Below are 17,753 nucleotides of genomic sequence, written 5' to 3' on the forward strand. Positions count from 1 at the left end.
CACCTGATGACGGCCCCCCCCACCTCCCCTGCCCATCTTCTGGGCCGCAGCCTCAGCGAGCTGGAAGCCTGGGCTGAGCAACAGGGTGAGAAACCATTCCGCGGCCGTCAGCTCCACGACTGGATCTATGCGAAGGGGGCCCGCAGCCTCGATCGGGTCACGGTGCTGCCCAAGGCCTGGCGCGAGCGCCTGCTGAGCTCGCCCCCGGCCGGATCCCCCGACTGGATCGGCCGCTCCCATGAACTGCATCGCAGCGTGGCGCGCGATGGCACCACCAAGCTGTTGCTGGCCACGGCCGATGGCCTCAGCCTGGAAACCGTGGGCATCCCCGCGAAGGGCCGCCTCACGGCCTGTGTCAGCAGTCAGGTGGGCTGTTCGATGGCCTGCCGCTTCTGTGCCACTGGCAAGGGGGGCCTGCAGCGCTCCCTGGCGGTTCACGAAATCGTGGATCAGGTGCTGGCTTTGCGCGAGGTCATGGAAGAGCGCCCCAGCCATGTCGTGTTCATGGGGATGGGTGAGCCTCTGCTCAACATTGAGGCGGTGCTGGCCGCCATCCGCTGCCTCTGCGCTGATCTCGGCATGGCCCAGCGCCAGATCACCGTCAGCACGGTGGGTGTGCCGCGCACCCTGCCCACCCTGGCGGAGCGGGCCCTGGCGGAGCTGGGCCGCGCCCAGTTCACCCTGGCCGTGAGTCTGCACGCGCCGGATCAGCGGCTGAGGGAGGAGCTGATCCCCACGGCCCATGCCTATCCGATCGAGGCCCTGCTGGACGACTGCCGCCGCTATGTGGCGATCACGGGCCGGCGGGTGAGCTTCGAATACATCCTGCTGGGTGGGCTCAACGACCAGCCCCACCACGCCGAGGGCCTGGCACGGCTGATCCGAGGCTTCCAGAGCCATGTGAACCTGATTCCCTACAACCCGATTGAGGAAGAGGAGTTTCAGCGCCCTGCGCCGGCTGCGGTGGAGGCCTTCCGCCGCATCCTCGAGGCCCGCCATGGGGCGGTGAGCGTGAGGGCCAGTCGGGGACTGGATGCCGATGCGGCCTGCGGTCAGCTGCGGCGTCGCCTGTCGCCCGACACCACCGCCCAGGCCTGAATCTGGAGCGCCCCAGGTTCCTGGGCTTGATCCCATGCAGCTGGAGGCTCGCCACGATCATGCGGTTGGCTGTGTTCGTTGGCTGTCTTGATTGGCTGTAAAGTCAGGTTTGCTTGGTTAGGCGGTTGCCTTGCTGTTTGTTGCTGGTTGTCACCGCTCGGGCACATCCTTCCTGTCTGGTCTTCTGCATGGAATAGCCAATCAGCTGGGGCTTTCCAATCAGCTTTTTGACGCGTCTGCTTCCCTGCCTGCAACGATTGCGAACACCAGGGGATATTACGAATCTCGTTCTCTGCTAAGCGCTAACGACCGTATTCTTGCATTTTTTGGTAGCTCCTGGGATCGGCCCTGGCTGGGCCAGCCTGACTTCGCTGTGGCCAAGAGCCGCGCCTTTCTGGCCGGGCTGCGCAGCGATCTACCGGTTCACACCCGTGATCACTTCTGGATCGACAAGGATCCGCGCCTCTGCCTCACCAGCGAGGCCTTCCGGCACATCTTGCTGCGCCAGGTTCCCCTGATCGCCATCGTTCGGCACCCCATTGAGGTGGCCGCCTCCCTGCAGGCCAGGGATGGCATCCCCCCCGACCGGGGTCTGGCGATCTGGGCCGCTTACAACCTGGCTCTGTTGGGCCAGGAGAGCGGAGCCGCTCAGCTGTGTCTCCCATTCGAGTGTTTTGCCTCTGCGGACACCTGGCCCCTGCAGCGGCTCAGCAGCGCGCTGGCCGCGCTCTGGGCGGGATGGCTGGAGCCGGCTCAGCTGGAACGGCTTTCTCCCGCCCTGGTCGGGCAGGTGATCGGCCAGTCCTACGCCGCTGGAGAGGTGCGTCAGCGGGCTGCGCTCCAGGCCCGACTGACGCTGCCGCCTGGGGCTCTCCTGGCTGAAGCAGCCGTGGAGGCCTGGCAGGGGCTGCGGTCGCGGATGCTTGCGGATGATCTCACCCCTGGGGCGGCCCAGACCCTGCTCGGCCCCCTGGTGGCGCGGGTGCTGGCCAGCCCTGGGACGATTCCGGGTTGGCGTTCGGCTACGGATCAGCTGCGCGCCCTGCGCGGCGAGCGCGACCAACTGGCCCATGAGCTCAAGGGGCTCAGTGCCGCGCAACAGGAACGCGATGCCCTGCTCAGCAAGCACCAGGATCTGGTCCGGCTGCTTGAGCACACCCAGGAGCGACACACGGCCCGTCGGGAGCGCAACGCGGCCCTCCAGGCGAAACTCGATCGTAAGCGGCAGCTGATCAGACAGCTGCGGCATCAGCGAGACCAAGCCCTGGAGCTGCTGCGCGCCGTGCGGCAGCTGATGGCCCTCGTCATCCGCCAACCTTGATCAAAATCTCTCCTTGGGGCTGTAGTTCAGCGTTACCACACATTTTCGATCACATTCATGGCGCGCAGATAGGCCGGTGTCTCTTCGCTGGAGCTGCCGTCATCGGCATTGCCGTCGTCAGGAATCGCTCGCCGTGCGTTGTCGGCCACCACGGCATTGGCAAGCAGATCCAGGCTTTCAGGGCGCTCCAGGGTCTGCAAGGCCTCCGAGTAACGGCGGCTGTGGGACGGCCGCACCGACTCCTGGCAATAGTTGGAGAGTTCACGGCTCTCTGTCATGACCCGAAAGGCAATCGCCTTGGTGTCGCTCTTGCCGAAAATGGCCATGTAGAGCAAGTTCACCATCGATGCATCGTGTACCTGAATGCCATAGTTCACCAGAATCTGAGGCCAGTAGCGAAGTGCCTTCAGGCCTTCAAGTCCCCCTTTTTTCACGCCAGCTTGCTCACACCACTGTTCGAATTCATCCACATCTGTGGGGCAGCGTCCGAGTTTGCGCATGCCCTCGGCCAGGATCTGCCCGGCCTGAAAGTTGCGGGTGGGTTTGCCACACACAGGCAGCATCATGCTGCCACGAACATCGGCCACCATCGCCGTGAGCTGGGTGAAGGTATGGTCGCGCACCTTCTCCATCTCGCCTCCCCGGCTGAGGGTGGCTTCGATCCGCTGCACCCCATAGCCCAGTTCGGTGAGCGGAAAGGGCTGCCGGCCGTAGAGGCGCTGCCGGTCGCGGCGCCGCATGGATACCGAGGAGGCCTGATCCAGGCACTGGTCGAGCAACAGGGTGAGCAGGGTGGGCAGAATACCAGTATTCTCGGCATGGAATGAGTAACCGAATCCGGCAAAAATCGAGGAGATGTTCTTGGCAGCTTTGATGTACTGCGCCTCGACGTTGTGAACACCAGGTGACACCTGAATGTTGGGGGAGAGCCGATCCATCAGCCGCGCGCCGATCATCGCGGTGATGCCGTTGGGATGGCAGAAATTGGCCGTGAAGCTGTCCACGGGATCGCGCAGAGCGCCGTGCCTGTGGAAGCCAGAGAAGAAGGCGAGGTTGGGCTGCCGTTCACACAGCACGTAGGAATCGTTGCGGAGCGGGTCGTGGCTGAACGAGCCCGCCAGGCAGGCCATCACCACCTGTTCACGCCCGAGCTGCCGCCGCAGCTCACAGGCCTCGTGCAGGTCCTGCTCGATGTGGTTGCTGTTGGCGGTGAGCACCACCAGATCACAGCGCTCGATCAAGGTGCGCAGGCTGTTCGGCTGCACCTCGCCATCCTGCTCGTGCAGGAGCATCTTCTCCATGGTGGCCACATGGAGGGGGTCCATGCCGGAGAGATCCCGCGGCGTGAAGGCCCCGAACAGGGAGCGGCCCGGCCTGGGGGCCAGCAGCAGGCGGTCGCCGCCGCCGTGCATGGCGCTGTTGTAAGCCAGCGACGCCGGGTAGAGCCCGATGCTGTAGAACCCCACCAGGCCGTCCTCCAGGTCCAGGATCCGGCTGCGCACGGTGTCCTGGTCGAGGGAGTCGGCAAAGAAGCTGTTGAGCATCGGGCAGGTCGCAGCGGCCGGCAGGGATCACGCCTTCATACTGCGCCCACCAGCGCCGCTCGCCTTGCACACGATCGACTGGCTGATCCTGATCGGCTATCTGGTGGCCAGTCTGCTGCTGGGCCTCTGGCTGGCCCGTCGCAACCGCGACCAGTCGGACTACTTCGTGGCCGGACGCAGCCTCAAAGGCTGGCTGGCCGGCGCCTCCATGGCCGCCACCACCTTCTCGGTGGATACCCCCCTCTATGTGGCCGGGCTCGTGGGAGTGCGCGGCCTGGCCGGCAACTGGGAGTGGTGGAGCTTCGGGGTGGCGCACGTGGCCATGGCCGTGGTGTTCGCGCCCCTCTGGCGCCGCAGTGGTGTGCTCACTGACGCCGCCTTCACGGAATTGCGCTATGGCGGAGCCACGGCCGCCTGGCTGCGGGGCATCAAGGCCTTCCTGTTCGCCCTGCCGATCAACTGCATCGGCATCGGCTACGCCTTCCTGGCCATGGCCAAGGTGAGTGAGGCTCTCGGGCTGGCCCCTACGCCTGAGGCCCGTCTCACCCTGCTGGCGATCGTGGGGGTGCTGGTGCTGATCTACACGGCGGCAGGAGGCCTGTGGGCCGTGGTGGTGACGGACATGGTGCAGCTGGTGCTGGCCCTGGCCGGTGCCACGGCGGTGGCCGTGGCGGCCGTGCACGCCGCCGGGGGCATGGATGCCCTGCTGGCCAGCCTGCGGGCCCTGGATCGCCCGGAGCTGCTGTCGATGGTGCCCTGGCAGGTGGAGGGCGGCCGCATCCGCTGGCTGGAGGGGGCCGGTATCTCTGTGCCCACCTTCACGGCCTACATCGCTCTGCAGTGGTGGAGCTTCCGCCGCAGCGACGGTGGCGGCGAGTTCATCCAGCGGCTGCTGGCCACCCGCAACGAGCGCGAAGCCCGGGTGGCGGGATGGGTGTTCCTGGGGGTGAACTACCTCCTGCGCAGCTGGCCCTGGATCCTGGTGGCCCTGGCGGCCGTGGTGCTCCTGCCCGACCAGACCGACTGGGAACAGAGCTATCCCCTGCTGGCGGTGCGGCTGCTCCCCCCCGTGGCCCTCGGGCTGGTGGTGGTGTCCCTGGTGGCGGCGTTCATGAGCACGGTGAGCACCGCGGTGAACTGGGGGGCCAGCTACCTCACCCACGACCTTTACCAGCGCTTCATGCGACCCCGTGCCAGCGAGCGCGAGCTGCTGCTGATCGCCCAGCTGGCCTCGGTGTTGCTGGTGGTGCTGGGCGTGATCACGGCCCTGCTCAGCAACAACATCGGCACGGTGTTCCGCTTGGTGATCGCCATCGGCACCGGTCCCGGGGTGGTGCTGGTGCTGCGCTGGTTCTGGTGGCGGGTTAATGCCGCCGCCGAGCTGGCGGCGATGCTGGGAGGCTTTCTGGTTGGCTTCGCCACCTCGGTGGTGCCGTTGCTGCGCATCGACGACTACGGCGAGCGGTTGCTGGTCACCACCGCCGTGACCGGTGTGGTGTGGATCGGGGTGATGGTGTCGACGCCGCCGGAGTCTGCGGAGGTGCTGGAGCACTTCGTGCGCCAGGTGCGACCGGCGGGGCCCGGCTGGCGTCGCTGGAGGCAGCGCACTGGCGTCGAACCCGAGGAGACGCTGCTGGAACTGCTCACCCAGCTGGTGAGCAGCTGTGCCGTGCTGTTCGGCGCCCTGCTGGGCATCGGCGGCTTCCTGCTCAAGCTGCCCCTCTGGGGTTGGGGTGGCCTGGCGGTGGCAGTGCTGGGGGGCCTGGCGCTGCAGCAGGGGCGTCGGCTCCAGGGCCAGCTGCGCGGGCTGCTGGGGCAGACCCCACAGGGGTGATGATGGCCCCGGTGGTGGGCCTTCTGCCCCCAGTTACTGCCGGATCCCAGTGCAATTCTTCCGCTCCACCCTGCTGCCCGCCGCCATCGTGGTGTTGTTCGGCCTGGCGCTGTTTGCCGTCAGCGCCCGCATCTGGCTGCCGGGCGACATGGCCGCCCCCGCTCCGGTGGGCTGAGCGAGTCCCGTGAGCGTGTCCCCGTCCGATCCCTGGCCCGAGCTGCCAGCCACGCCGGGCCCCTATCCGGAGAGCCCCCAGGAGCTGTATCTCGATCCGGACGTGCTCGCCCAGGAGCTGGCCCAGGAGCTGCTCGGGGATCCCCTCGATGAGCTCGATGGCGCCGAGGACAGCGCGGTGGACGTGGTGGCCGAATGCGAACTGGGCCTGACCCTGCTCGCCGGGGCCCACGAGCAGCGCATGCAGGGCCTGCGCATCTTCTGCGAGCACCGCGACCCCCGCTCGGTGCCCCTGCTGCTGCCCTTGCTGGAGGCCTCCTGTCCGATCCTGAGGATGAGTGCGGTCTACGCCCTGGGCCGCAACCCCAGCCCCCAGGCCGTGACTCCCCTGCTGGCCCTGCTGGCCAGCGATGACAACGGCTATGTGCGCAAGGCCGTGGCCTGGAGCCTCGGCAACTACCCCGAGGCCCCGGTGCTCAACCCCCTGATCCGGGCCCTGCAGGTGGACATCGCGGCGGTGCGCCTCTGGGCCGCCAGTTCCCTGGCGGATGCCGGCAGCACCGGGCCGGCCAAGGCGGATCCGGCGGCCGCCCAGCTGCTGCTGAGTCTGCGCATCGACAGTGAGCCGGCGGTGCGCAGCAACAGTGCCTGGGGCCTGGGTCGCCTCTTCCCCGACCTGGTGCAGCCGCGCCAGCAGGAGCTGGTGGAGTGTCTGCTCCACACCATGCTTCACGACGGGGAGTCCAGCGTGCGTGACGAAGCGCGGCTGGCTCTCGAGCAACTGGAGCAGCCCGAGGTGCTGGAGCGGCTCCAGACCCTGGTGGATGAGGGGCTGCTGGCCTGATCCCAGCCAGCCTCAGATCACGGTTAACATCGCCCCATTCCGAACCGTCACGGGATGGCGCAACACACCATCCGCTTCCGCATCCGGCCCGACGGCCGGGTCGAAGAGCTGGTGGAGGGCGTTCAGGGTCAGGGCTGCGAGCAGCTCACCGAGCGCATCGAAGCCCGGTTGGGCAGCGTCCAGCAGCGCAGCAGCACCTCGGAGGCCTACCAGGCGCCCCGGCAGCTCCAGAACGAATCCCAGACCACCCAGCTCACCTGAGGCCATGTCCCACTTCAGCACCGTCAAGACCGAGCTCCGTGACCGTGGGGCGCTGCTCGAAGCCCTCAGCGACCTGGGCTACGACCCCCGGGAAGGGGAGTTGCCGGTGCGCGGCTACCGCGGCCAGAGCGAGCTGGCCCAGGTGGCGATCAGCCAGCCCAATGGCGCCGACATCGGCTTCCGCTTCAATGCCAGCCAGGAGCGCTACGAACTGGTCACCGACCTCGACCTCTGGAAACAGCAGGTTCCCGTAGAGCGCTTCCTCGCCCAGCTCACCCAGCGCTACGCCCTGCGCACCGTGCTCGCCGCCAGCCTCGACGAAGGCTTCCAGGTGAGCGAACAGGCCAACCAGGCCGATGGCAGCATCGAACTGGTGGTGACCCGCTGGAGTTGAGCGTGACCACCGGCATCGATCCAGCCCTCGCCTTCACGGCCCCGAGTCAGCGCCAGCAGCCAGCCGCCACGGGGCATGAGCCGGTTCTCGGCGGAGCCCTGCGCCAGCAGGCCGTCTGGGTGGATGAGGCCGTCTGCATCGGCTGCCGCTACTGCGCCCATGTGGCTGGCAACACCTTCCTGGTGGAGGAAACCTGGGGACGCTCCAGGGCCATTCGCCAGGACGGTGACAGCACCGACAGGATCCAGGAGGCCATCGACACCTGCCCCGTGGACTGCATCCACTGGGTGCCCTACGAGGCGCTCCCCTCCCTGGTCGAGCAGCTCTCCCAGCAGGACATCCAGCCCCTCGGCTTCCCCAACCCCTCCCGGGTCAGGCGCACCCTGCCCCGGCGCGACGCCAGCCCATCGCCCTAGGACGCGCCCACCCGCTTCGGGCCAAGCCATCGGCCGCGGTTGCCTGCCAAGCCGCTTCACCCATGATTCCCACCCGTCGCTTCGGCCGCACCGAGCTGGCCATGCCGGTGCTCTCCCTGGGGGGCATGCGTTTCCAGCAGAGCTGGACAGACCTTCCCCCCGACCAGATCAGCGCAGAGAGCCAGGTCAATCTGGCTGCGACCCTGGATCAGGCCAGGTCGAGGGGGCTGCACCACATCGAGACCGCCCGCCATTACGGCAGCTCCGAACGTCAGCTGGGCTGGTTGCTGGGCCAGCGCCCCGATCCCTGCCGCATCCTTCAGACCAAGGTGCCCCCCCAGGAGGATCCGGCCGCCTTTGAGGCCGAGCTCAGCCTCAGCTTTGAGCGGCTCGCGGTGGAGCGGGTCGATCTGCTGGCCATCCATGGCGTCAACCTGCCGGAGCATCTGAACCACACCCTGCGCCCGGGCGGCTGCATGGAGGTGGCGCGGCGCTGGCAGCGCCAGGGGCGCATCGGCCATGTGGGCTTCTCCACCCACGCCAGCCTGGAGCTGATTCTCGAGGCCATCGCCAGCGACGCCTTCGACTACATCAATCTGCACTGGTATTTCATCCGCCAGGACAACCAGCCCGCGCTGGAACTGGCCACCCGCCACGACATGGGCGTGTTCGTGATCAGTCCCACGGACAAGGGAGGCCATCTGCACACCCCCTCCCCGCGGCTGCAGGAGCTGTGTACGCCCCTGCATCCGATCGTGTTCAACGATCTGTTCTGCCTCTCGGCCGCTGGGATCCACACGATCAGCGTGGGGGCCTCCTGCCCGGCAGACCTGGAGCTGCATCTGGAGGCCGTGGGGCTGCTGGATCAGGCCGAACGGCTGCTGCCGCCTGTGCTGGAGAGGCTCGAGCAGGCCCGCCGCGAGGCCCTGGGGGCCCGCTGGCTGCAGAGCTGGCAGGAGGGCCTGCCGGACTGGGCCGAAGCACCAGGGGCGATCAACCTGCCGGTGCTGCTGTGGCTCCACAACCTGGTGGAGGCCTGGGACCTGGAGGGCTTCGCCCGGGCCCGCTACGGCCTGCTGGGCAGTGGCGGCCACTGGTTCCCTGGCGCCAATGCCGATGGGCTCGACAGCACCGTGAGCGAGGAGGCCCTGCACCGGGCCCTGGCTGGCAGCCCCTGGAGGGAGGAGATCCCGCCGCTGCTGCGCCGCCTGCGGCAGCGCCTCGGCGGCACCCCGGTGCAGCGGCTCAGCTCGGCCGCCTGAGGCCGGAAGCTCCTGCTGGCTCAGCTGCCGAGGGGGTTCCGGCTGGGCACCCCCACGGCCCTGGGATAGGTCAGTGGGCATGGGGCCAGGGGGCTGAGCCACACCGCATGGCGGATGCCCCGCCCAGCCGGCAGATCGCAGGACGTCACGGCGCTGATCTCCGCCTTGAGGGCTCTGGCGGCCCGTTCCAGGGGCTCCTGGTCGGCGTCGCCCCACTGGCCGCGGTACAGCAGGGCCTGGCCGCCAGGGGCCAGCAATGGCACCAGGTATTCCGCCACCACCGGGGCTGCCGCCACCGCCCTGGCCATGGCCAGGGCAAAGCGGCCGCGGCACTCCACCGCCCGGCCGCTGAGCTCGACCCGCTCCAACCGCACGGACACCCTGGAGTCCAGCCCCAAGGCCGCGGCCATGGCCGTGACGGCTTCCAGCTTGCGCCCCACCGAGTCCACCAGGGTGAGCTGGGCCCGGGGCAGGGCCAGGGCGATGGCCAGGCCGGGAAAGCCGCAGCCGGTGCCCACGTCGATCAGCTCCAGCGGCTCAGCGGCGCTCGGGCTCTGCAGCAGGGCTCGCAGGGGCCAGAGGCTGTCGAACACCTGGGAGATCCAGTAGTCGTCCCCCTCCACCAGCCGGGTGAGGTTGCGGCGCCCGTTCCAGAGCCGCAGCTCGTCCTGGAGACGCTCAAAACCCCTGAGCTGGCCGGGCTCAGGCCGCCAGCCCAAGCTGCTCCAGAGGGCCTCAGGTTGCAGGCTCCCGGCAGCCTGGGGTCCGGAGGCAGTGGGCATGGACGGTAGGCGGGTGCAAGATTCCTAGGATCTCCCATCCTGGGTTTCCTGACGTTGCCGCCCTCCGGCTCGCGTTCCAGCCATTACGCCCTGTTGCAGCTGCCCTCCACAGCCACGCCGGAGCAGCTGCGGCAGGCTTTCCGCAGCCTGAGCAAGCTCTACCACCCCGACACCACCGCCCTGCCCAAGGACCAGGCCGCCGAGTCCTTCCTGCAGTTGCGCCAGGCCTATGCGGTGCTCAGCAACCCCGAGAGCCGCCGCCAGTACGACGCCGAGCTGCGCCAGGCGCTGCTGCTGGCCAGCGCCAGCGCCGCTCCCCCGGCGCTGCGGCTGCAGCAGCCGGGACGGCCGCTGCCCGTGCGGCGCGCCCTCTCCGGCGGGGAGTGGTTGGCTCTGCTGCTGCTGGCGCTCGCCCTGGTGCTGAGTCTGCTGCTGGGGGTCGGTCTGGCCCTGGCCCGCGGGGTGGAGCTGGCCCGCTTTCCCAGCTGGTGGCCGCCGGCCTGAGGGTTGCTCCACCACCTGTCCCCGTTCCCATTCCCGATCCGCATGCCTGAGCTCCCTGCCGACCACACCCCCCTCTACCACCATCCATTGCCGGATCTGGAGGCCTGGCTCCGCCAGCTCGGTGCCGTACGGAGCCCCTCCAACTCCTGTCTCTGGGATCTGCATCGGCCCGCCTGGAGTGCCCAGATCGAATTGGAGGTGGAGGATCTCAAGGTGAGCTGGCAGGCCGATGGCCGCGACTGCGTGCGCCAGTTCCCCTATGGGCTCTCGCGCGCTGACGTGGAGGCGGCGATCCTGGCCGGCCCCTGAAAGGAGTCTGGGCCGAGCCAGGCCGGCCGCTTCCCGGCGCTCACTGGCAGCGGTTGCTGCGACGGCTCTCCTCAGCGGCCAGCGGCCCGCAGTTGACCCAGCGCACGAGCGTCAGCTCCACGTCGGTGAACAGGGCCAGGATGGCGCCACAGACCACAACCAATGCCAGGCTCACTAGGGCGTCGCGGCCGACCCTGGCTTTAGTCCGCGGCATGACGGCCCCTCCGGTGGGATGGCTGGGGTGAGGCCCCGCAATCTATGGCCCACCTCCTGCCGTTGCCACTCGGCTTCCAGGGCTTCCCGGTTCAGCTCCCGGAGAGCAGGCAGCTGGGCGATCACCGGGATGCCGCCCAGCTGTTCGAGGGTGTCTGGGTTGTCCTGGTGCTCCGGGCCATTGAGGATCAGCCCCAGCACCGGAATCCGGCGCCGGCCCAGGGCCTCCAGCGACAGCAGGGTGTGGTTGAGGGTGCCCAGGCCGCTGCGGGCCACCAGCACCACCGGCAGTTGCCACTGCAGCAGCTGCTCGATCTGGAGCCAGTCGCGCCGCAGCGGCACCAGCAGACCCCCCGCCGTTTCCACCACCAGCGCCCCTGGCACCTCTGGCAGGGCAAGGCGCTGAGGATCGATCTGCATCCCTTGCCGCTCGGCGGCCCAGTGGGGAGACACGGGCGCGTCGAGGCGGTAGGCCTCCGGCAGGAAGCGGCTGTCGGGCAGCCCCAGGAGGGCCTGCACCCGGCCCCGGTCGCCGCCCCCCTCCAGGCCGCTCTGAACCGGCTTCCAGTAGTGCCCCCCCAGGCCCTGCATCAGCCAGGCGCTCACCACCGTCTTGCCCACGTCTGTGTCGGTGCCGCACACCACCAGCTGCAGAGCCTCTGTCACGGTCTGTGACCCACCAGGATCAGCACATTCCACGTCACCACGCCCTTATCCGGCCAGTGCTGCAGCAGCCGCCGCAGTCGACTGGTGCCCAGCGTCGTTCCGCTGCCCAGGCCGGCGCCCAGCTGCTGGAGGTGGCGCAGAAAGCCCAGCCCACTGCCGTAGGAGCGGCTGAAGCGCAGGTGGTCGTGGCGCTCCAGCTGCAGGTGCCGGGCCGCGGCGGTCTCCAGCACCGCAGCTTCGGGCAGGGGCCAGCGGCTGTGGGGCACCGCGGCACTCCTGGCGGCCTGCTCCCACTGGGGGAAGCTGCCCGCCGTCGGTACCGCCAGCGCCAGCCAGCCACCGGGGGCAAGGCTGCGGCACCACAGGTCGAGCTGTCCCGGCGGGTCCTGCAGCCACTGCAGCGCAAAGCTGGAGGTGAGCAGGCCGCACCGGTTCAGGGTCCCCGGCAGCCCCTGGTCGAGGTCCCAGACGAGCTGGCCATGGCCGGCTGCCAGGGGGTTCTGGGCCAGCAGGGCTCGGCAGCCATCCAGCTGCAGCAGGCTGCCCTGGAAGCCCTGCCGCTCGAGGGCCCGTCCCACCAGTCCGCTGCCCGCCCCCAGGTCGGCGATCGGGCCCGTGGGCAGGGCCAGGCTCCGGCAGTGGCGGGCGAGCCGCCAGGCGACCGCCCTCTGCAGCAGGGCCTGCCGCTCGTAGTCCGCGGCCTGGCGGGCGAAGGCCTGGGCCGCCCTGGCGCCGGCCCCGCTCTGATCCCCCATGCTCAGAGCCCCTGGATCCAGCCGATCACCAGCTCCAGCAAGGACGGCACCAGCAGGGCATGGCCTGCCCCCTCCACTGCGACCCGCTCGGCTTCGGGCAGGGCCCGCTGCAGCCAGGCCCTGGCCTCGGGGACCACGATCTGATCCTCTGCTGCCTCCACCACGAGACAGCGGGCCTGGGCGGGAAAACCCTCGGGCAGCGCCTCGCAGTGCTGGAGCAGGATCAGATCCTCCAGCAGCCGCTCTCGTCCATCGGCGCTCAGCGGGCTGTCGAGGATCGACACCGGCAGGGCGCTGAGCGGTTGCGGTGCCGCTGCCCTCTCCAGGAAGCGACGCAGCATGGCTTCGGCTTCGGCCCCCTGCAGCTGCTGGGCCATGGCTTTGAGCGCCGCCATCAGGGGCCGTCCGGTTGCGCCGGAGGGCACAAAGCGCCCAAAGCTGGCCAGCAGCACCACGGTATCGGCCTGGCGCAGCAGTTCAGTCGGCAGCAGGTGGGGCCCGAGCGAGTGCCCCACCACCACCCGCGGCCCCTCCGCGTCCAGCCACTGCGGCTGCACCGGCTCGCAGGGGCCGTAGCCCCGATCAGCGCTCTGCCACGGCCAGCCCTCGCGACGGGCCGCGGCGGCCAGGGGGGCCCAACCGCGGCTGTCCCCCAGCCAGCCGTGCATGGCGATCACTTGCATGGGCTGACGGGGGGTGGAGGACCAAGGGCCTGGAGCAGCCGTTGCAGGCTGCCCCGGGGAAGATCGTGGCGCAGCACCAGTCGCAGCCGGGCGGTGCCCTGGGGCACGGTGGGCGGTCGGATCGCCACCACGAGCAGGCCGGCCGCCTCCAGCTGGGCCTGGAGCGCCAGGGCGGCTCGGGCCTCACCCACCAGCAGCGACAGGATCGGTCCCTGCCCTGGCGGCCGCGGCCAGCCGGCCGCCTCCAGACCCTGGCGCCAGCGCCGGGCCCGATCCAGCAGGGCCGGCCCTGGGTCCCGCTGCTGGATCTCCCCCAGCGCGGCCAGGGCCGCCGCGGCCAGCGGCGGCGCCAGGGCCGTGGTGTAGCGAAAGGCGCCACTGCTCTGCAGCAGCCATTCGATGGTGAGGGTGTCGCCGGCCAGGAAGGCACCACCGCTGCCGAAGGCCTTGCCGAGGGTGCCGCTGATCAGGGCGATCGATGCCAGTCCGTGGCCAAGACCCCGTCCTCCCTGTCCCAGCACCCCGAGGGCGTGGGCCTCATCCAGCACCAGGGCCGCGCCGTGGGCGGCGCAGAGCGCGGCCAGATCCGCCACGGCCGGGCTGGTGCCCTGCATCGAGAACAGGCTCTCGCTGAGCACCACCAGGCGCCGGCCGGCATCACTCCGCCGTGCTGCGGCGAGCCTCTGCTTCAGATCGCTGAGGTCGTTGTGGCGGAAGCGCCCCAGCTGAGCACCGCTGGCCCGGACGCCCATGAGCAGCGAGTGGTGGATCAGCCGATCGGCCAGCACCAGGCTGTGGCGATCGGCCAGGGCCGTCACAGCGGCCAGGTTGGCCTGAAAGCCGCTGGGGAAGAGCAGTGCCCGCTCTCGCCCGAGCCAGGCGGCCAGCTGCTGCTCCAGGGCCCTGTGCACTGGCCGCGTGCCACTCACCAGCCGCGAGCCGCCGGCGCCCACTCCCTGGCGCCCGATGAGGCGCTGGGCTGCTGCCACGACCGCGCCGTGGCGGGCCAGGCCCAGATAGTCGTTGCTGGCCAGATCCAGCAGGGTGGAGCCCTGGCTCGGCGTGAGGCAGGCCGCACCTGCCGGGGTGAGGCTGCGCAAGTGCCGCCGGGCGTCCGCAGGGATGGCCGCCAATGCCAGCCTGAGCTCTTCCCGCCAGCTCAAAGCGCAGGCCTGGAGCGCTCTCTGGTGGTGATCGACCATCGCTGCAGATTAAGGTTTCGCCATCACAGTTCCGGCATCTCTCTGGAGCGCTTCACCGTCCTGTTTCCCGTCTGGACCCTGCTGGCTGTGCTGCTGGCCCTGCCGTTCCCTGGGCTGTTCACCTGGCTTCAGGGAGGCTGGATCGTGGCAGCCCTGGCCTTGATCATGCTTGGCATGGGCCTCGATCTGCAGCCCGCCGATTTCCGCCGTGTGCTGCTCCGGCCGCTGCCGGCCCTGGTCGGCGTCACCGCCCAGTTCCTGGTGATGCCCCTGCTCGCCGCCCTGGTGGCCTGGGGGTTGCAGCTCCAGCCCGCCCTCGCCGTGGGATTGATCCTGGTGGGGTGCTGCCCCGGCGGCACGGCCAGCAATGTGGTGGCCCTGATCGCCCGTGCCGACGTGGCCCTCTCGGTGGTGATGACCACGGTCAGCACCCTGCTCGCCGTGGTGCTCACGCCGCTTCTCACCAGCGGATTGGCCGGCCGCTATGTGCCCGTGGACGGCTGGAAGCTGTTGCTCGATGTGCTTCAGGTGGTGCTGCTGCCGGTGGGCCTGGGCGTGATGCTGAAGCGGCTCAGCCCGCAGCTGGCCAGGCGGATTGCCCCGGTCATGCCACCCGTGGCGGTGCTGGCGATTGTGCTGATCGTGGCCAGCATCGTGGGCAGCCAGCGCGAGGCCCTGCTGGAGCAGGGACGCCTGCTGCTGCTGGCCACGCTCCTGCTCCACGCCGGCGGCTTCCTGCTCGGCTGGTTGATCCCGGCGTTACTGCGCCAGCCGCAAGCGGTGAGGCGCACGGTCAGCCTCGAAGTCGGGATGCAGAACTCTGGATTGGCCGTTGTGCTGGCGCGCTCGGGCTTTGCCCTCTCCCCACTCACGGCCTTGCCCGGGGCGATTTCCGCCGTGGTCCATGCGGTGCTGGGCAGCGTTCTGGCGGTGATCTGGCGCAAGCGACGATGAGGGGCTGGAAGTAGCGCCGATCGAGGATCAGCCCATGTCAGGACAGATCCAGGAAGGCAGGGCAAGGGCCCAGCTGCAGGTCTGAGCCATTGAAGACCCTGATTAACAGTTGCACTCTGTTAATCCATTCAATAGTGCCATGGCTCTGGCCAGGCCGATGCCAGGACAGTCCGGCTCGATGAGTGGTAAAATCGGTATGATTAAGGACCGGATGGGCCTAGGCTGCGCCTGTCCGGACACTCTTTTTGGGCCCAATGAGTAGACTGTTCAAGATATTTAAAAAGCTCTACAAGGAATTCTCGCAGGGCCTAAACGTACGAGTCCGACGCAGAGGGGCTGGGCGGCATCAGGCCAGCACGGAGATGAAGATCATTGGATTGGACAAGCTTGCTGCTTCGCGTTCCAAGGTTACGGTGTTATTCATTCACTATCATTTCCGGGGCCTGATTTCCCAGGGATATCTGAAACTCATCTCTTCCGCCATTGAATGCGGCTATCGAGTAGTCTTAGTCTCGACAAAGTTGTCAGACTTCTGGGCCGAGAAACTTGCTTGCATGGCGATAACAGTTATTCAGAGAGAGAATAGTGGGTATGACTTTGGGTCTCTGCAGGCGGCCCGCGAAATTTTGATGGAGCATGGATTACTTGGATCGAATCGTTATGTTGTAATCAATAGCAGCATGCTTAACATTGCCAGCAACGGCTTCCATGGCGATCCTTTCCTAGATGCTTTAGTCGATCCACCCGATGAGGCTGATCTGGTTGGGATCACGAGTTCCTACGAAGATCGTACCTTTCACATCCAGACCTTCTTCTTCAGCATGTCACAGCGCATGTTTGAGGCTAAAACCTTTGGCAGGTTTCTTGGTGAGTACCTTCGCGGCATCGATTCAGCAAAAGAAACATCGCGTACATATGCGATTAAGAATGGCGAACTAAAGATGTCGAAATTTGCTCTTGCCCAAGGCTTTTCGATCCGATCTTTGCTGTTTAATCGCGGCCTTCCTGATGTGCCCGCTTTTGAGGAGATGAAGTTGTTGTCCTATAAAATGGCATGTCTCCTCGAAAATCAAGATGGATGCATGCGTGCAGACAACATTCAATCCTTGATCAACGACTTTTCGTCTGAGTGGATTGCCAAGCCTGGTCTGCAATACAATCCATCTCAAGCCTGCTGGGCTTTGTTAATGTCACGCGGTTTTTATTTTCTTAAGCGTGAGGTTTTAGAGCTCAGCGAAACCCGCTCCATCCACGCTCCTTCAGTATGTGCTTTGGTGATGCCGCTGTTGAGTCTTCTTTCCGTGGACATTCCCGAGTGGTCAGACTTGAATCAACTCCCCGAAATTATCTTCACATCGCCAGCCAAGCCTAGTAAGAAGTGATTCAGACATGATCTCTCAATCAGGTGATACTGCTCCAATACTCCCGTCTGATTTTGACGCCCAGTTTTATATCTCAACCTGCGCCAAGGAGGTACAGTCGCTGGATGAGGAATCGGCCTATCAGCACTATCGATTGCACCTTGGCCAGCACAATGTCTTTCCTTCAGCGCAGGCCTTCCTTCAAGCCCAGCTTTCTAACTCCAAGTTTGCAAGAGCTGCCAAGGAAATCGCAGCATTATTCAGCTGGAGAGAGTATCGGGATTTAAATGAAGACCTGCATTCGATGACACCCTTTGAAGTTACAAAACATTATCTAAACAATGGAATCTATGAGCCGAGGCAAACATCAAAATCGGCGAGCCTGCTTGATCGAAGATTTGCTACACAAGCGAAGCTAGATCGGTGTGGACCTGAGCCTCCGATTCAAGTGGTGGTGCATTGCTATTATTATGATGTACTGTGTGGCTTGCATCTCTATCTCAGGACCTTGGCTCGACTAGGGGCTCAGATTCTGGTTTTAGTTGTGAATGAGCGCATACATAACTCGGTGATGGACGACTTTCTGGCATCCCTGTCTACCGCCTCCTCCTGCCATCAATGGCATCGTATGGTTAATCATGGGGAAGACTGGTCTTCATTGCACTCAGCTTTTCAAAATGGTTTCTTGATTAAAACTGGTGTTATTTATAAACTTCAAACCAAAAAATCTGCTAATCTTGGTCGTGATGGTGGTGTTGCGTGGACAGACGAAGCACTGCAGCCCATTTGCGGCTCCTATTCCAAGGTCTTCGACACGGCTGAGTTGCTATCACAAGGCAAACGTTCAATTGTTGCTAGCTCCCTTTGCATGCAAAAGGGCTTTGGCGCCAATGAGAAGATGATCTATCACTATCTTCAACGGCTTGGCTTGTCTGCAGATGCAGCCCGCAAGGACTACTTCTGCATGGGATCAATCTTTGCGATGAATGCCGATTTTCTTTGTCGGTACTTTTCAAGGCTGGGCTCGATCAATTACGAGCAGTTGTCGCTTGAGGGTACAAAGTTCTGTGGGCGTTATCCTGGTCACGCAATTGAAAGGACAATCTATTATTTTGCAAGCCAGGTTGATGGAAGCAATGCGGTGGCCTGGGTTGATTGAGTCTGGATGGGCCCCAG

The 17,753-nt window shown here is 66.3% G+C and carries 21 protein-coding genes; 14 read left to right on the forward strand and 7 right to left on the reverse strand.

Annotated elements, in window-relative coordinates:
• The first annotated feature begins 6 nt into the window (after positions 1-6).
• Positions 7-1,098, forward strand: coding sequence for a dual-specificity RNA methyltransferase RlmN (gene rlmN / locus ACWJIO_RS04535; RefSeq protein ID WP_480311692.1), 1,092 nt, complete (start codon positions 7-9; stop codon positions 1,096-1,098).
• 373 nt (positions 1,099-1,471) lie between these two features.
• The gene (locus tag ACWJIO_RS04540) at positions 1,472-2,419 is read left to right on the forward strand and encodes a hypothetical protein (protein WP_480311693.1); all 948 of its coding nucleotides are present in this window, start codon (positions 1,472-1,474) and stop codon (positions 2,417-2,419) included.
• Between the two features lie 32 nt (positions 2,420-2,451).
• On the opposite strand, the gene ACWJIO_RS04545 is transcribed toward ACWJIO_RS04540, so the two are convergent.
• On the reverse strand, positions 2,452-3,963 hold the full coding sequence (locus ACWJIO_RS04545; protein WP_480311694.1) for a hypothetical protein: 1,512 nt from the start codon (positions 3,961-3,963) through the stop codon (positions 2,452-2,454).
• Positions 3,964-4,027: 64 nt separating this feature from the next.
• Here ACWJIO_RS04545 and ACWJIO_RS04550 point away from each other — a divergent pair, with 64 nt between their 5' ends.
• From ACWJIO_RS04550 to ACWJIO_RS04580, 7 genes are all read left to right on the forward strand, one after another.
• Positions 4,028-5,797 carry a sodium:solute symporter family protein gene (locus ACWJIO_RS04550; RefSeq protein ID WP_480311695.1) on the forward strand — a complete coding sequence of 590 codons (1,770 nt, stop codon included), beginning with the start codon at positions 4,028-4,030 and terminating at the stop codon, positions 5,795-5,797.
• A 49-nt stretch (positions 5,798-5,846) separates the two neighbouring features.
• Complete coding sequence (locus ACWJIO_RS04555) at positions 5,847-5,972, forward strand: hypothetical protein (RefSeq protein WP_480311696.1); 126 nt, start codon at positions 5,847-5,849, stop codon at positions 5,970-5,972.
• Between the two features lie 42 nt (positions 5,973-6,014).
• A complete protein-coding gene (locus ACWJIO_RS04560) occupies positions 6,015-6,815 on the forward strand; it encodes a HEAT repeat domain-containing protein (RefSeq protein ID WP_480311963.1) in 801 nt (266 codons plus the stop codon).
• 54 nt (positions 6,816-6,869) lie between these two features.
• A complete protein-coding gene (locus tag ACWJIO_RS04565; protein ID WP_480311697.1) occupies positions 6,870-7,076 on the forward strand; it encodes a DUF2997 domain-containing protein in 207 nt (68 codons plus the stop codon).
• A 4-nt stretch (positions 7,077-7,080) separates the two neighbouring features.
• A complete protein-coding gene (locus tag ACWJIO_RS04570) occupies positions 7,081-7,470 on the forward strand; it encodes a DUF1257 domain-containing protein (RefSeq protein WP_480311698.1) in 390 nt (129 codons plus the stop codon).
• Positions 7,467-7,886: a ferredoxin gene (locus tag ACWJIO_RS04575; protein WP_480311699.1), complete on the forward strand. Its 420-nt coding sequence runs from the start codon at positions 7,467-7,469 to the stop codon at positions 7,884-7,886. The genes ACWJIO_RS04570 and ACWJIO_RS04575 overlap by 4 nt, the downstream gene beginning before the upstream one ends.
• 62 nt (positions 7,887-7,948) lie before the next feature.
• Positions 7,949-9,148, forward strand: a complete 1,200-nt coding sequence (locus tag ACWJIO_RS04580) for an aldo/keto reductase (RefSeq protein WP_480311700.1) — start codon at positions 7,949-7,951, stop codon at positions 9,146-9,148.
• Positions 9,149-9,168: 20 nt separating this feature from the next.
• On the opposite strand, the gene ACWJIO_RS04585 is transcribed toward ACWJIO_RS04580, so the two are convergent.
• A complete protein-coding gene (locus ACWJIO_RS04585; protein WP_480311701.1) occupies positions 9,169-9,930 on the reverse strand; it encodes a 16S rRNA (guanine(527)-N(7))-methyltransferase RsmG in 762 nt (253 codons plus the stop codon).
• A 54-nt stretch (positions 9,931-9,984) separates the two neighbouring features.
• On the opposite strand from ACWJIO_RS04585, the gene ACWJIO_RS04590 reads away from it, so the two are divergent.
• Positions 9,985-10,434 (forward strand): J domain-containing protein, encoded by a 450-nt coding sequence (locus ACWJIO_RS04590; RefSeq protein WP_480311702.1) that lies wholly within the window; start codon positions 9,985-9,987, stop codon positions 10,432-10,434.
• A gap of 42 nt (positions 10,435-10,476) precedes the next feature.
• Positions 10,477-10,743, forward strand: a complete 267-nt coding sequence (locus ACWJIO_RS04595; protein WP_480311703.1) for a DUF3143 domain-containing protein — start codon at positions 10,477-10,479, stop codon at positions 10,741-10,743.
• Between the two features lie 40 nt (positions 10,744-10,783).
• On the opposite strand, the gene ACWJIO_RS04600 is transcribed toward ACWJIO_RS04595, so the two are convergent.
• Genes ACWJIO_RS04600 through ACWJIO_RS04620 form a run of 5 tightly spaced genes read right to left on the reverse strand, consistent with a single transcriptional unit; the run spans position 10,784 to position 14,193 of the window.
• Positions 10,784-10,918, reverse strand: coding sequence for a hypothetical protein (locus ACWJIO_RS04600; protein WP_480311704.1), 135 nt, complete (start codon positions 10,916-10,918; stop codon positions 10,784-10,786).
• Positions 10,918-11,622 (reverse strand): dethiobiotin synthase, encoded by a 705-nt coding sequence (gene bioD, locus ACWJIO_RS04605; RefSeq protein WP_480311705.1) that lies wholly within the window; start codon positions 11,620-11,622, stop codon positions 10,918-10,920. The genes ACWJIO_RS04600 and bioD overlap by 1 nt, the downstream gene beginning before the upstream one ends.
• Positions 11,619-12,377: a methyltransferase domain-containing protein gene (locus ACWJIO_RS04610; protein WP_480311706.1), complete on the reverse strand. Its 759-nt coding sequence runs from the start codon at positions 12,375-12,377 to the stop codon at positions 11,619-11,621. Before ACWJIO_RS04610 ends, bioD begins: the two co-directional genes overlap by 4 nt.
• 2 nt (positions 12,378-12,379) lie before the next feature.
• A complete protein-coding gene (locus tag ACWJIO_RS04615) occupies positions 12,380-13,060 on the reverse strand; it encodes an alpha/beta hydrolase family protein (protein ID WP_480311707.1) in 681 nt (226 codons plus the stop codon).
• Positions 13,051-14,193 (reverse strand): aminotransferase class I/II-fold pyridoxal phosphate-dependent enzyme, encoded by a 1,143-nt coding sequence (locus ACWJIO_RS04620; protein WP_480311708.1) that lies wholly within the window; start codon positions 14,191-14,193, stop codon positions 13,051-13,053. The genes ACWJIO_RS04615 and ACWJIO_RS04620 overlap by 10 nt, the downstream gene beginning before the upstream one ends.
• A gap of 105 nt (positions 14,194-14,298) precedes the next feature.
• On the opposite strand from ACWJIO_RS04620, the gene ACWJIO_RS04625 reads away from it, so the two are divergent.
• From ACWJIO_RS04625 to ACWJIO_RS04635, 3 genes are all read left to right on the forward strand, one after another.
• Positions 14,299-15,216 (forward strand): bile acid:sodium symporter family protein, encoded by a 918-nt coding sequence (locus ACWJIO_RS04625; protein ID WP_480311964.1) that lies wholly within the window; start codon positions 14,299-14,301, stop codon positions 15,214-15,216.
• 362 nt (positions 15,217-15,578) lie between these two features.
• On the forward strand, positions 15,579-16,598 hold the full coding sequence (locus tag ACWJIO_RS04630; RefSeq protein WP_480311709.1) for a rhamnan synthesis F family protein: 1,020 nt from the start codon (positions 15,579-15,581) through the stop codon (positions 16,596-16,598).
• A gap of 7 nt (positions 16,599-16,605) precedes the next feature.
• Entirely contained in the window at positions 16,606-17,736 is a 1,131-nt protein-coding gene (locus tag ACWJIO_RS04635) for a hypothetical protein (protein WP_480311710.1), read from the forward strand.
• Positions 17,737-17,753: the final 17 nt, after the last annotated feature.

This window comes from Paraciimarium castrense LEGE 11436 (assembly GCF_056633055.1).